This window comes from Lysinibacillus sp. A4, from assembly GCF_024919535.1.
Lineage (GTDB): Bacteria > Bacillota > Bacilli > Bacillales_A > Planococcaceae > Lysinibacillus > Lysinibacillus capsici.
The window spans coordinates 157604-171867 of record NZ_JANWTB010000006.1 but is presented as its reverse complement, the minus strand read 5'-3'; the positions used below and the strand labels follow the sequence as shown (position 1 = coordinate 171867).

The 14264-nt window shown below is 38.5% G+C and carries 12 protein-coding genes; all 12 read left to right on the top strand.

Features of this window, described 5'->3' with window-relative positions; all coding sequences use genetic code 11:
* Window positions 1–15 precede the first annotated feature (15 nt).
* The 12 genes from NY607_RS13935 to fabG all read left to right on the top strand — a co-directional run bounded on the left by NY607_RS13935 (window position 16) and on the right by fabG (window position 14214).
* Window positions 16–1665 (top strand): DAK2 domain-containing protein, encoded by a 1650-nt coding sequence (locus NY607_RS13935; protein WP_259419877.1) that lies wholly within the window; start codon window positions 16–18, stop codon window positions 1663–1665.
* A gap of 351 nt (window positions 1666–2016) precedes the next feature.
* Window positions 2017–2679, top strand: coding sequence for an L-serine ammonia-lyase, iron-sulfur-dependent subunit beta (sdaAB, locus tag NY607_RS13930; protein ID WP_004269429.1), 663 nt, complete (start codon window positions 2017–2019; stop codon window positions 2677–2679).
* A 14-nt stretch (window positions 2680–2693) separates the two neighbouring features.
* Window positions 2694–3602: an L-serine ammonia-lyase, iron-sulfur-dependent, subunit alpha gene (sdaAA, locus tag NY607_RS13925; RefSeq protein WP_131521917.1), complete on the top strand. Its 909-nt coding sequence runs from the start codon at window positions 2694–2696 to the stop codon at window positions 3600–3602.
* Between the two features lie 160 nt (window positions 3603–3762).
* Window positions 3763–4623, top strand: a complete 861-nt coding sequence (locus NY607_RS13920) for a LysR family transcriptional regulator (RefSeq protein WP_131521916.1) — start codon at window positions 3763–3765, stop codon at window positions 4621–4623.
* A 296-nt stretch (window positions 4624–4919) separates the two neighbouring features.
* Window positions 4920–6323 (top strand): YfcC family protein, encoded by a 1404-nt coding sequence (locus NY607_RS13915; protein ID WP_066037824.1) that lies wholly within the window; start codon window positions 4920–4922, stop codon window positions 6321–6323.
* 12 nt (window positions 6324–6335) lie between these two features.
* The gene (locus tag NY607_RS13910; RefSeq protein WP_131521914.1) at window positions 6336–7487 is read left to right on the top strand and encodes a M20 metallopeptidase family protein; all 1152 of its coding nucleotides are present in this window, start codon (window positions 6336–6338) and stop codon (window positions 7485–7487) included.
* Between the two features lie 33 nt (window positions 7488–7520).
* Complete coding sequence (locus NY607_RS13905; protein ID WP_083225383.1) at window positions 7521–8624, top strand: mandelate racemase/muconate lactonizing enzyme family protein; 1104 nt, start codon at window positions 7521–7523, stop codon at window positions 8622–8624.
* A 133-nt stretch (window positions 8625–8757) separates the two neighbouring features.
* Window positions 8758–10803, top strand: a complete 2046-nt coding sequence (gene recG, locus NY607_RS13900) for an ATP-dependent DNA helicase RecG (protein ID WP_259419876.1) — start codon at window positions 8758–8760, stop codon at window positions 10801–10803.
* Window positions 10804–10935: 132 nt separating this feature from the next.
* Window positions 10936–11508: a transcription factor FapR gene (gene fapR, locus NY607_RS13895; RefSeq protein WP_004269421.1), complete on the top strand. Its 573-nt coding sequence runs from the start codon at window positions 10936–10938 to the stop codon at window positions 11506–11508.
* Window positions 11509–11510: 2 nt separating this feature from the next.
* Window positions 11511–12503, top strand: coding sequence for a phosphate acyltransferase PlsX (gene plsX / locus NY607_RS13890; protein WP_048391651.1), 993 nt, complete (start codon window positions 11511–11513; stop codon window positions 12501–12503).
* A gap of 18 nt (window positions 12504–12521) precedes the next feature.
* Window positions 12522–13475, top strand: coding sequence for an ACP S-malonyltransferase (fabD, locus tag NY607_RS13885; RefSeq protein WP_004269419.1), 954 nt, complete (start codon window positions 12522–12524; stop codon window positions 13473–13475).
* Complete coding sequence (fabG, locus tag NY607_RS13880; protein WP_054550504.1) at window positions 13468–14214, top strand: 3-oxoacyl-[acyl-carrier-protein] reductase; 747 nt, start codon at window positions 13468–13470, stop codon at window positions 14212–14214. Before fabD ends, fabG begins: the two co-directional genes overlap by 8 nt.
* Window positions 14215–14264 lie beyond the last annotated feature (50 nt).

The window sequence follows — 14264 nt, the reverse complement described above, 5'->3', positions numbered from 1 at the left end:
GAGGAACTAAATCGAATGCAGTCTTTAGACGGTATAAAGTTTGCTGAAATGGTACAAATGGGGGCGCATCACCTATACCAAAATGCAAATTATGTAGATTCATTAAATGTTTTCCCCGTTCCAGATGGTGATACAGGTACAAATATGAACTTATCGATGACATCTGGTGCAAAGGAAACAGAGCATGCTGCCTCAGAGCATATTGGTAAAACAGCACAGGCATTATCAAAAGGCTTGTTAATGGGAGCGCGTGGGAATTCAGGCGTTATTCTATCTCAATTATTCCGTGGTTTTGGGAAGTTTATTGAGAAGGAGTCAACAATTGATGCAAAGGGCTTTGCTGGAGCATTCCAGGCGGGGGTTGATACGGCATATAAAGCTGTTATGAAGCCAGTAGAAGGAACGATATTAACGGTGGCACGTGAAGCTGCGAAAAAAGGTGTAGAAGTAGCAGAAACTGAAAACGATATCATTGCCGTAATGGAAGCTTTTACAGCAGAGGCAAAGGCATCGCTGGATCGTACACCTGACCTACTGCCTGTTTTAAAAGAAGTAGGTGTGGTAGATAGTGGTGGTCAAGGCTTACTATTTGTGTATGAAGGATTTTTAGCTTCCTTGAAGGGGGAAGCTCTTCCAGAGAAAAATGACGCGACGCTAGATGATTTAATCAATGCAGAACATCATAGAGCCCAAGATTTCATGAACACTGCTGATATTGAATTTGGTTACTGTACAGAAATAATGGTACGCTTAGAAGAAGGAAAAGAACCTTTTAATGAAGAACAATTCCGTAATGAATTAAATCCTTTAGGTGATTCTTTACTTGTTATTTCAGATGAGGAAATTGCGAAGGTTCATATCCATTCCGAGCAACCAGGTTCTGTTCTATCAATTGGCCAAAAATACGGTAGTCTTATAAAAATTAAAGTTGATAATATGCGTGAGCAGCATTCAGCAATCGTTGGCGAGGAACATAAAGCCCCTACGCCTGCTAAAAAAGTAGAAAAACATCCATATGCTATTGTAACGATTGCTATGGGTGAGGGTGTGGCTGAATTATTGCGCTCTATCGGTGCTTCCTATGTCATTGAAGGCGGTCAAACAATGAATCCTTCAACTGAAGATATCGTGAAGGCTGTACAAAAAATCGGTGCAGAGAAAGTATTAATCTTACCGAATAATAAAAATATAGTGATGGCAGCGGAGCAAGCGGTTGAACTATTAGAAATTGATGCAGCAGTAGTTCCTACAAAGACGATTCCTCAAGGAATGGCAGCGATTTTAGCGTTTAACCCAGAGGCGGCTGTTGATGTAAATAAAAAAACAATGTCAGAAGCATTTACAAATGTGAAGACAGGTCAAGTTACCTATGCAGTCCGTGATACATCTATTGATGGTGTTGAAATTCACAAAGATGATTTTATGGCATTGGCAGAAGGGAAAATTGTCCTTTCTACACCAGCACTAAAGGATGCAGCTGAAAAAGTAATTAAGGATTTAGTCGATGAAGATGCTGAGATTGTTACAGTCATTTATGGTGAAGATACAACTGAACAAGCTGCCTCTGAGTTGGTAGCTTTCATTGAAGAGAACTATCCGGATGTGGAAGTTGAATTATTTGATGGTAAACAAGGGTTATATCCATATATTATTTCAGTAGAATAATTACATGCTACTTTGCTATTCCGTAAAGAAAGCAGTGCACAAAACGTGTACTGCTTTTGTTTATGCTACAAAGAGAATATTGGATTAAATTTATTAAAAACGTACTAAATATGAATCATTCAATGTACGTACCCACAGGATATAAAATTTGGAAATATTGGAATGTCAACGTTTTCGTAGTTGTGTATATATGGTACGGACAATAAATAAGCATAAATATTTACTATAAATTATAGTAGTGGTAATTTTCTGAAAGTTGATAAATTAAATGCTTTACTTTTATAGTAACTATCAAGCATGATATAAATAAAAATAAATATTATTATACGGATAGAATAGAGGGGTGTTTGTATGAAGTTTACTTCAGTATTTGATATTATTGGACCAGTCATGATTGGGCCCTCCTCCTCTCATACGGCAGGAGCAGCTCGCATCGGGCGTGTTGCAAGGGATTTATTTGGTAGACAACCTAAATGGGCAAAAATTCATTTATATGGATCGTTTGCAGAAACGTATAGAGGGCATGGTACAGATGTTGCGATTGTAGGAGGCTTATTAAATTACGATACATTTGATGATCGTATTAAAACGGCATTTGAAGATGCCAAAAAAGCAGGATTAGAATACGAATTCATTCCGGAAACAGCTAATACCGAGCATCCAAATACGGCTCGACTTGTCATTGGAGACGATGAAGGGGAAATGTCAGTAGTCGGTATTTCAATTGGTGGCGGAAAAATTGAAGTCAGTGAAGTCAATGGCTTTAAATTACGTTTAACTGGTGGTATGCCAGCTATTCTTGTTGTTCATGATGATCGTGCTGGCTGTATTGCCAATGTAGCCAATTGCTTGGCGATGCATGAAGTCAACATTGGGCATATGGAGGTATCACGTATCGAACGTGGCTTAACTGCTTTAATGGTAATTGAAGTTGATCAAAACATTGAGGATAAGGTGCTACAGCAAATATCTTTAATTCCATATATTACAAAGGTCTCGAAAATTAATAACTAAGGAGGTGTCCTGTGATGGACGTTTTATTTCATAATGTTCGGGAACTTGTTGAACGAGCAGAGAAAGAAGATAAATTAATATCAGAAATTATGATTGAACAAGAAATATTGATAACTGGTAGAACGCGTGAAGAAATCATCCGGCAAATGGATCGAAATCTAACAGTGATGGAAGAAGCAATTGAACGTGGATTACAAGGTGTGCAATCAGTAACAGGTTTAACTGGTGGGGATGCCGTATTACTTCAAAATTATATTGCACAAGGAAAGTCACTTTCAGGTGATTTATTATTAGATGCAGTAAGTAAAGCGGTTGCAACTAATGAAGTAAATGCTGCAATGGGAACAATCTGTGCAACACCAACAGCAGGTTCAGCAGGTGTAGTGCCAGGAACACTGTTTGCAGTAAAAAACAAACTAAATCCAACTCGTGAGCAAATGATTCGTTATTTATTTACGTCAGGAGCATTTGGATTTGTGGTAGCCAATAACGCTTCCATCTCTGGGGCTGCGGGTGGTTGTCAGGCTGAGGTTGGTTCAGCTGCAGGTATGGCTGCCGCTGCTATTGTCGAAATGGCTGGAGGTACACCACAGCAATGTTCAGAAGCGTTTGCCATTACACTAAAAAACATGCTAGGTCTTGTTTGTGATCCAGTGGCTGGCTTGGTTGAAGTGCCTTGTGTCAAACGTAATGCTATGGGTGCATCTAACTCCCTTGTAGCGGCGGATATGGCACTTGCTGGTGTAACAAGTCGTATTCCATGTGATGAAGTAATTGGTGCTATGTATCGCATTGGACAATCTATGAGTCCTAATCTTAAAGAGACGGCACGAGGCGGTCTAGCAGCAACACCAACTGGTAAGGCGATCAGTAAAGCCATTCTTGAAAATGGTGGCTTACAAAGCATTAAAGCACTTCAATAAATATAAGAAACATGCTATCTAAATAGGTAGCATGTTTTTATGTTGGTTGATAACTTACTGGAAAGAAAAAACCTCTTACGTACATAGTCGATTTAAGTATAATTAAATTTTAATAAGGAAATGTATTTATCTTAATTATATAGCAGGGACGTGAATAGAGATGGATTTGCGTAATTTGAAAACATTTCATGTTGTTTCAACTTACCTCAACTTTACAAAAGCGGCTGAAATTCTTAATTATAGCCAGCCTACAATTAGCCAACAGATTAAAGCGTTAGAGGAAGAGTTAGGGCATATCTTAATTAATCGAATGGGTAAGAAGATGTTCCTTTCTCAAGTAGGAAAAATAGTAAAGGAACATACAGATCAATTATTTGGGATTATTGAAGAAATGGAACAGGATTTGAAGAATTTCGAAAAGCCATTTGGTCATTTGACAATCGCTGCACCAGAGTTTTATTGCGGCTATTATTTATCACATATTATCGGCTCGTTTTTAAAACAGTACCCTCAGGTAAACCTAAAACTTCTTTGTGCCAATAGTAAAGAAACAGCCAAACTTGTGAGTTCAAACCAAGCAGATATAGGTTTTGTAGCTGGATCCCCTAGTTACGCTGGTGTAGAGGGGATTTTATTGGAGGAAGAGGATTTAGTATTGGTTGGAAATCCACTTATTATAAAGGATCGTACTGTGCAGGAAATATTTGATGATTATCCCTTTATAACCTATGGAATGGATGAGTGTATTGTCAGTTGCCTGCAAGAAATTAAGTGTAAGCCACAAACAATAGTGGAATTTGGAAGCGAGGAAGCAATTAAGAGAGCAGTAATGGAACAAGTGGGTCTAGCCTTGTTGAGTGATATTATTATTCAAAAAGAGGTAACCAAAGGGAGTCTTCAAGTTCTGTACCGATTCCCTAAAAAGTTACCCACTTATTTAATTTTTCCTCAAAATGCTAAAACATTTAGTAATGTAAGTACATTTATTGATTTAGTTAAAGACACATGGAAAACAATTTAATTGGTTTGTATATCGAAAAGAATGAAAAGAATGTTGCTGCCTGGTGAAATCGCAGGGATGTAACGTTCTTTTTATTTGTAATTTTTTTGATGTATCCCGATGAATTTATATGTAAATTTATCAATAGTAACTATTCAAAATAGTAATTTTTTATTTATTTTTTTATCAATTACAATGAATAAGACGGAAATTTCAAAAAAAGGGGATGGCTTTTTATGTTGGAGAGATATGTTACGTATTGATAGTGGACATAAAAATTTGTTTTTATTCAATGATTCAATTAAGGAGGATGGCGGATGAGTAAATTTATAGCTAATAAAGAAATAGAGCAACAAAAAGGAATTAATGTTTATGTGTTAATCTTTTGCCTTATTGTTATATCATCTATTTTAACGTATTTTATTCCAGCTGGTTCATTTCAACGGGAAGAAGTTAATGGACGTCAAGTGATTCAACCTGGGACATTTAGTTTTACAGATATGAACCCCATTGGATTTTTGGATATTTTTAGCAGTGTACATTCAGGCATGATGCAAGGAGCAAGTATTATTTTCTTCGTATTGATTGTAGGAGGTACCTTTGGAATACTATCAGCCACAGGGGCATTAGAATCCTTTATCGCCATGCTATCTGTAAAAATGGCAAAACGCGAAATGTTAATAATACCAGTATTAATGTTGTTTTTCGCCTGTGCTGGGTCATTAATGGGGATGTCTGATGAAACGATTGTATATGTAGGGATTCTTGCACCGCTTGCTGTTGCCCTAGGGTTTGATGCAATTACAGGTTTTGCAATTGTTATTCTTGGTGCATCTGTCGGATTTTCGGCAGCTGTTATGAATCCGTTTACAGTAGGAATAGCGCAAGAGATTGCGGGCTTGCCATTATTTTCAGGAATTGCTTTTCGAATTGTCATTTTTATTGTCTTATACACAGTAGCAACAATATATGTTTATCGCTATGCAAGAAAAGTGAAAAATAATCCTAAACTCGGCTTTTATGGAAATTTTCGCAATGATGAGGGTGATTTCGTACAGGGGAATTCGAAAATGGAAATAAGACATAAGCTTGTTATGGCTACATTTCTTTTGAATTTTATCGTATTAATGTACGGGGTTGTAAAACTAGGTTGGTACATTACTGAAATAGCTGGTTTATTTTTATTGTTTGGTATTTTAATGGGGCTTATTGGCAAATTATCACCTTCGCATATTGCTAATTCATTTATGAAGGGTGCAGGTGATTTAGTAGGTGGCGCTCTTATCATTGGGTTAGCTCAGTCTATTTTAGTGATTTTCAATAACTCAGGATTAATTGATACAATTCTCTTTTACACATCTGCATTGCTTGATTCAGTTCCACCTGCACTAAATGCTGTAGGGATGTTTATCTTCCAGTTATTTTTAAATTTTTTAGTACCATCAGGAAGTGGACAGGCTGCCTTAACGATGCCAATTATGGCACCTTTATCAGATATGATCGGTGTTACAAGACAAACAGCCGTACTTGCCTATCAATTTGGCGATGGTATGTCGAATATTATATTCCCAACAGTAGGTTTTTTAATGGCGGGATTATCAATTGCGGGTATTCCTTGGGGTAAATGGATAAAGTGGATTTTTCCGTTTATGCTTATTCAAGTAACAGTTGCGGTAATATCGCTCATTATTGCACAAGTCATACAATACGGACCTTTCTAAAGGAGTTTAACAATGGAAATAATGAATATAAAAAAATTAGCAGAAAAGGCAATAGAGGATCGCCGTCATCTGCACCAATACCCAGAGCTTTCTGGTGAAGAATACGAAACAAGTGAGTTTATTCGTAAAAGACTAGAGGAGTTAGATATAGAAATTCTAGATTATGAACCTCCAGGTGTAGTGGCGTTTATAAAAGGGACAAAGGGAACAAAAACTATTGCATTACGTGCCGATATAGATGCCTTACCTATAAAAGAAGAGGGAGACAAACCGTACATTTCAGACAGGCAAGGTGTTGCTCATATGTGTGGCCATGATGGTCATACAGCGATTTTATTAGCAGTTGCAACATGGATAAGCTTAAATAGAGAGAAAATCGAGCCGAATATCAAGCTTATATTTCAATCAGCAGAGGAAATCACGCCAAGTGGCGCTGATTTATTAATTCAAAAAGGTGTGTTGGAAGATATAGATGCTATTTTTGGCGTTCACTTATGGCAAGGTTTAGAGAAAGGGAAGATAGGTTTAACACATGGACCGATGATGGCTTCTATTGATGATTTTGAAATTATCATTCAAGGGTATGGTGGTCATGGTTCGATGCCACATGAAACAATTGATCCTATTTATATAGCTAGCCATTTAATGCAAGCTTTTCAAAGTATCATAAGTAGAAATGTCAATCCTATCGATGCGGGTGTCATTACAGTTGGTAATATACAAGCGGGAACCACTTATAATATTATTCCTGATACGGCAAAATTAACTGGAACGATCAGAGCATTGACACCGAACACTGTAAAAATCATTAAATCGAAAATGGTAAGTTTAACAGAAGGGATTTGCCGAGCATTTGGAGCAGAAGGAAAAATCGATTTTATTTTAGGAACACCTCCGCTCGTCAATGATCCAACACAATCACGATTTATTGAATCGATTGTACGGGAACAATTCGGAGATACCGCATTTAAGGTAGTCGAACCAGTCATGGGTGGAGAAGATTTTTCTTATTATTTACAACATAAGCCTGGAGCATTTGTTTTTGTAGGTATGGGTGGTGAAAAAAGCCAATATCCACATCATCATCCACGATTTGATCTAGATGAAGATGTTTTCCCTGATGCGATTCAACTATTTATAAATATTATCTTGCAACATAAATAATCAGACTATTTATACGAAAAGGAGTTTTACATCGTGATAAAAAAGATTGAAGTGTTTGCAGCACGTTTACAATTAAAGGAACCCTTCGTTATTTCTTATGTTCATTTAGATGATATGCCAACTATTCTTACCAGAATCGAGACGGATGAGGGTGTAGTTGGCTGGGGTGAAGCTGTGCCTGATCAAAATGTGACGGGTGAAACTTGGGAGAGCACGTATCACGTTATTAAACATGAACTAGCACCATTACTGATTGATGAAGATCCATTTGCAGTAGACCGTATCCATAAAAAGTTTAATGAAAAAATTGATGGAGTCCCTTCAGCAAAAGCCGCATTGGACATTGCACTCTACGATTTGATGGGGAAAATGACTGGTCAACCAGTTTATCAATTAATTGGTGGAAAAGCACATGAGGAATTACAGGTACCAAGAGTGATTAGCATTAAGAGTCCTGAGGAAATGGCTAAAGATGCAAGTGAATTTGTAAAATCGGGTTTCCGTAATATTAAAATTAAGGTTGGTACAAATGCTGATTTAGATATTGCTCGTATTCGTGCGGTAAGAGAAGCAATAGGTGAGGAGGTGCAACTGCGAGTAGATGCCAATCAAGGTTGGAATAGAATGGAGACACTAAAAGTAATAAGAGAAACTACAGCTTGTCATGTAGACTGGTACGAGCAACCTGTAAAAGCACATGATTTAAGAGCGTTAAAAGAAATCAGAGCCCTTTCACCTTGTAGTATTATGGTAGACGAAGGTGTTCATAATATTTATGATTTAGTCGATGTCATAGAAATGCGTGCTGCCGATATGCTAAATATAAAATTAATGAAATCAGGTGGAATCTATCCAGCTTTAGCGCTTGCAAGTCTTGCGGAGGCTGCAGAGATGCCTTGCCAAGTTGGCTCTATGGTTGAATCAGCAATCGGAACAATGGCTGGGGCACACCTAGCCATCAGTAAGTCGATTATCCATACAAACGAGATGGTCGGACCATTAATGTTTGTAAAAGATGTGGCAAATGTTACATACTATAAAGACATCCTGCAGTTAAGTGATAAAGCTGGATTAGGAATAGAAGTTGATGAGCAATATGTGAAAGAAATTACATGTTTCTCCTGTGAAATTAAATAATCACAAGTTTAACCCTATCAATCATTGGTAGGGTTTTTGCTTATATGTAGGGTTAGGGAAATAATTTATGGTACATTAGATAGAGAGAGTATAACACTACATAAACAATCAATGAAGGGAGTTGTGGGATAAGATGACTGAATTATATGGTCCCGTCAATGAATTAAAAGGCGTCGGGAAAGAAACAGCAGCCCATCTTGAATCACTAGGAATCAATACAATAGCTGATTTATTATGGACGTTCCCACATCGACATGAAGATTTTCGTTTAAAAGATTTAGCGCAAACACCACATAACGAACGGGTTACAGTTGAGTGTAAGGTGGAGCGGGAGCCTACGATTTTATTTTTAGGTCGTAATAAGTCAAGACTCCAAGTAACTGTTTTAGCAGGAAGACATTTAGTAAAAGTCGTATTTTTCAATCAGGGCTATTTAAAGCAAAAGCTTGTACCTGGTTCCATTATTACTGTGACTGGTAAATGGGATCGGGGTAGACAAGTAATCAATGGCACTTCAGTTACATTTGGTCCTAAAACAGATCAAGTTGACTTTGAGCCTGTCTATAGTCTGAAAGGCTTGATCCCCCAAAAAAGATTTCGAAAATATATGCGACAAGTGTTAGACGATTGTGGAGAAGTACTGCCAGAGACAATTCCATATTATTTACAAGAGTCGTATAAGCTTGTTTCAATAAGAGAGGGCTTGGAGGGTATTCATTTTCCACTGGATGCTGGGCATGCTAAACAAGCAAGGAGACGCTTTGCCTATGAGGAGCTATTAAACTTCCAATTGCGTATTCAAGCTTTACGGAAAATAAGGAAGGATAGTGAACACGGTACAGTTATTCAATTTAATGTGCATAAGTTACGAGATTTTATTGCTTCCTTACCCTATGAATTAACGAATGCTCAAAAACGCGTGGTGAATGAAATTTGTAAGGATTTGAAGGAGCCGCATCGAATGAATCGCTTGCTACAAGGGGATGTAGGTTCGGGTAAAACCGTTGTAGCAGCAATAGGGCTATATGCAGCAGTAACAGCAGGTTTTCAAGGAGCCTTGATGGCACCAACTGAAATATTAGCAGAACAACACTTAGAGAATTTGAAAGAATGGTTCCAACCATTTGGCGTTCGTGTTGCACTCTTATCCGGGTCCACTAAAACAAAAGAGCGACGTGTGATCTTAGCTGATTTGGCAAATGGAGATCTTGATATTGTTATTGGTACACATGCACTAATCCAGCCAGATGTTATTTTTCATAAACTTGGCTTTGTCATCACGGATGAACAGCACCGCTTTGGTGTGGAGCAACGACGTATTTTGCGTGATAAAGGGGAGAATCCCGATGTGCTTTTTATGACAGCTACCCCGATACCACGAACATTAGCTATTACTGCATTTGGGGAAATGGACGTATCGATGATTGATGAAATGCCAGCAGGGCGTAAGCAGATTGAAACGCATTGGATGAAGAAAGAACAATTCGGCTCCGTTTTATCTAAGCTAGAATTAGAGTTAGCGGCTGGAAGACAAGCCTATGCGATTTGTCCGCTTATCGAGGAATCCGATAAGCTTGATGTTCAGAATGCTGTGGAAATTTATGAGCAGCTAGCGACTTACTTTAAAGATCGTTATCATGTCGGTTTAATGCATGGACGTTTATCAGCTGATGAAAAAGATGCGGTTATGCGTGCTTTTAGTGAAGGGACTATTCAAGTTTTAGTTTCTACAACCGTTGTAGAGGTAGGTGTAAATGTGCCAAATGCTACCTTTATGATTGTCTATGATGCTGAACGCTTTGGCCTAGCGCAGTTGCATCAGCTTCGAGGTCGTGTTGGTCGTGGTGAGCACCAATCATACTGTATTTTACTTGCAGATCCTAAGTCTGATGAGGGGAAAGAACGTATGCAATCGATGACAGAAACAAATGATGGTTTCCGTTTAGCTGAAAAAGATCTTGAATTAAGGGGGCCAGGAGACTTTTTTGGTAGAAAACAAAGTGGTTTACCTGATTTTAAAGTAGCTGATTTAGTACATGATTATCGTATATTGGAGACCGCAAGAAAAGATGCCTCAGAGATGCTTGAAACAAAAGCATTTTGGCAGGATGACGACTATCAATACTTGCGTAAAATGCTAGAAGATACTGGTGTTTTACAAGGAGAGCGCTTCGATTAATCTGAGAAGCTTGTTAGCACAGAAAGAATGTAAGTACTTGATTTCAAAACAAGTCTTGCATTCTTTTTTTAACCTCTATATACTGATATTAGTACCAAGTGCTAATAACAACTCAAAAGGTGGCGAATGAAGTTGAGACGAACGAAAAAAGAGCGACAGCGACTACTATCTGAAACGATAGCTGAAAATCCATTCGTCACAGATGAACAGCTAGCAACACAGTTTCAGGTAAGTGTCCAAACAATTCGTTTAGACCGTATGGAATTATCAATACCAGAATTACGCGAGCGAATTAAAGATGTTGCTTCAAAAAACTATGAAAATGAAGTAAAATCTCTCCCGATTGATGAGGTAATTGGGGAGATAGTAGATATTGAATTAGATCATCGAGCACTCTCGATTTTTGATGTACAAGAAGAGCATGTTTTTCAGCGTAATGGCATCGCACGTGGGCATCATTTGTTTGCGCAAGCAAATTCATTAGCGGTTGCAGTAATTGATGACGAACTAGCACTAACCGTACATTCCAATATTACGTTTGTGAAACCTGTACGAGCTGGAAATCGTGTTATTACAAAAGCGATTGTTATCGGACGAGATGAACAAACACATCGAACAAAAGTTGAGGTAACATCTACCGTTAATGGTGAAACCGTTTTTGTTGGTGAGTTTGATATGTACCGCACGAAAGGTAAAGGTGAGTAACAATGAAATTAGCGCTTGATGGAATGGGTGGAGACAATGCACCAAAGTCAGTTGTTGAAGGTGCACTTTTAGCATTAGAGCAAATTCCAAACTTAGAAATTCAACTATATGGTCATCAAGATAAGCTGGAACCATTTTTAAAACAACATGATCGATTAAAGGTTATACATTGTGAGGAAGCAGTAGAAGGAACTGATGATCCTGCCCGTGCTGTTCGTAGAAAAAAGGATTCTTCCATGGCACGTATGATGGATGCAGTAGAAGAGGGTAAAGCAGATGCTTGCCTTTCTGCAGGGAACACAGGGGCCCTGATGGCGGGTGGCCTATTTAAAGTAGGTCGCATTGAGGGAATAGCTAGACCAGCATTAGCTACAACGCTACCAACATTAGACGGTAAAGGGTTTTTGATGCTTGATTTAGGGGCAAATGCAGATGCTCGCCCAGAGCATTTAGTGCAATATGCCATTATGGGTGATATTTATGCTAAAAAGGTTGGAGGTTTGCAAAAACCACGAATTGGCTTATTAAATATCGGTACCGAGGATAAAAAAGGGAATGAATTAACAAAAGCTGCCTTCGAATTATTGAAGGAAGCAGATTTGAATTTTATTGGAAATGTAGAAGCTCGTGATTTACTTGAAGGAGTAGCTGATGTTGTTGTAACAGATGGCTTTACAGGAAATATGGTGTTGAAGTCTATTGAAGGGACAGCAGGTGCTTTATTTTCTATGTTAAAAGAGGCCTTTATGTCTTCAACGAAAACGAAAATTTCAGCAGCGCTCATGAAAAATAATTTACGTGACTTGAAAAATAAAATGGACTATACAGAGTATGGTGGCGCAGGATTGTTTGGCTTACAAGCACCTGTTATTAAGGCACATGGATCATCAAATGCGAAAGCGATTTTCAGTGCCATTCGACAAGCCAATACGATGGTAGAGCATACGGTTATTTCGACGATTACGGAGACAGTACGCCACATAGAAATTGATTAAGCAAAGGGGATTATTCAAATGACAAAAATAGCATTTATTTTTCCAGGACAGGGTTCACAAGTAGTTGGAATGGGTCAAGAGTTTGTTGAAAATGCTGCAGAAAGTAAAGCATTTTATGATCGCGCAGATCAGGCTCTTCAATTTGAATTATCTAAATTAATGTTAGAAGGTCCAGCAGAAGAGTTAACACTGACATATCATGCACAGCCAGCGCTACTTACTACTGGTGTAATGGTGGCTGAAAAGTTACGTGCAGCAGGTATTCAACCACACTACGCAGCGGGTCATTCACTTGGAGAATATGGTGCATTGGTGTTAGCAGGTGTTATGTCATTTGATGATGCTGTGTCAATCGTGCATAAACGAGGTCTTTATATGAATGAAGCTGTGCCAGCAGGTCAAGGCGCAATGGCGGCAATTTTAGGAATGGAACTAGAGGCATTGAACGAGGTAACAGAGCAGGTATCAGCATCAGGTGACTCTGTTCAGGTGGCTAATGTGAATTGTCCAGGACAAATTGTTATTTCGGGCACTAAAGAAGGTGTGGATAAAGCAAGTGTTGCTGCCAAAGAAGCTGGTGCAAAACGAGCAATACCTTTAGTTGTAAGTGGTCCCTTCCACTCTGATTTAATGCGTCCATCTTCAGAGAAACTGCAAGCAGCATTGGCAGAGATTTCTTTATCTGCACCTGAAATTCCTGTAATTGGCAATGTGATGGCGAAGGAATTAAAAGATGTAGCAGCAATACAACAAGAGCTAGTTGAACAGGTATACAGTGCTGTTCAATGGGAAGCTTCTATGCGTGAAATGCTTGCGCAAGGTGTTGACGTCTTTATCGAATGTGGACCTGGTAAAGTATTAAGCGGTCTCTTGAAAAAAATTGATCGCTCTGTTGCAACTTATTGTGTTTATGATGAAGCTTCGTTAGAAGCGGTTTTAGAAGCGTCGAAGGAGTGGTCAATTAATGCGTAAATTAGAAGGAAAAGTAGCTGTTGTAACAGGAGCTTCAAGAGGGATTGGACGTGCTATTGCTTTAAAGCTTGCAGAAGAAGGTGCTAAGGTTGTTGTGAACTATAGTGGCTCTCAGGCAAAAGCAGAGGAAGTAGTAGCGATGATTCAAGAAAACGGTGGCGAAGCAATTGCTGTACAAGCTAGCGTCTCTCAGACAGAAGAAGTGACAGCATTAATGGATGCTGCTGTGAAAACATACGGCTCTCTTGATATTTTAGTGAATAATGCTGGTATTACAAGAGATAACTTGCTCATGCGTATGAAAGAAGACGAATGGGACGATGTATTAAATACGAACCTTAAAGGTGTTTTCCTTTGTACAAAAGCAGTCACACGTCAAATGATGAAGCAACGTGCAGGTCGCATTATTAATATTTCTTCCATCGTTGGTGTAGCGGGTAATGCTGGTCAAGCCAACTATGTTGCGGCTAAAGCAGGTGTTATTGGACTAACGAAAACGACGGCAAAGGAATTAGCTTCTCGTAATATTTTAGTTAATGCTATTGCACCAGGTTTTATCGAAACGGAAATGACAGAACAATTGCCAGAGGATATCAAACAAGGTATGCTAACACAGATTCCTCTTGCGAAACTTGGTCAGCCAGAGGATATCGCAAAAGCAGTAGCTTTCCTTGCATCGGAGGACGCAAATTATATGACTGGACAAACGCTTCATATTGATGGCGGTATGGTTATGTAATTTCAATTAGGCATATAAGCTGATTTTTTGTATAATCATTTGAGGGGAGG

What these genes read in the sequence shown, in the direction of transcription:
- NY607_RS13935 (WP_259419877.1), top strand. Translation starts at nt 16, where the DNA reads ATGCAGTCTTTAGACGGTATAAAGTTTGCTGAAATGGTACAAATGGGG.
- sdaAB (WP_004269429.1), top strand. Translation starts at nt 2,017, where the DNA reads ATGAAGTTTACTTCAGTATTTGATATTATTGGACCAGTCATGATTGGG.
- sdaAA (WP_131521917.1), top strand. Translation starts at nt 2,694, where the DNA reads ATGGACGTTTTATTTCATAATGTTCGGGAACTTGTTGAACGAGCAGAG.
- NY607_RS13920 (WP_131521916.1), top strand. Translation starts at nt 3,763, where the DNA reads ATGGATTTGCGTAATTTGAAAACATTTCATGTTGTTTCAACTTACCTC.
- NY607_RS13915 (WP_066037824.1), top strand. Translation starts at nt 4,920, where the DNA reads ATGAGTAAATTTATAGCTAATAAAGAAATAGAGCAACAAAAAGGAATT.
- NY607_RS13910 (WP_131521914.1), top strand. Translation starts at nt 6,336, where the DNA reads ATGGAAATAATGAATATAAAAAAATTAGCAGAAAAGGCAATAGAGGAT.
- recG (WP_259419876.1), top strand. Translation starts at nt 8,758, where the DNA reads ATGACTGAATTATATGGTCCCGTCAATGAATTAAAAGGCGTCGGGAAA.
- plsX (WP_048391651.1), top strand. Translation starts at nt 11,511, where the DNA reads ATGAAATTAGCGCTTGATGGAATGGGTGGAGACAATGCACCAAAGTCA.
- fabD (WP_004269419.1), top strand. Translation starts at nt 12,522, where the DNA reads ATGACAAAAATAGCATTTATTTTTCCAGGACAGGGTTCACAAGTAGTT.
- fabG (WP_054550504.1), top strand. Translation starts at nt 13,468, where the DNA reads ATGCGTAAATTAGAAGGAAAAGTAGCTGTTGTAACAGGAGCTTCAAGA.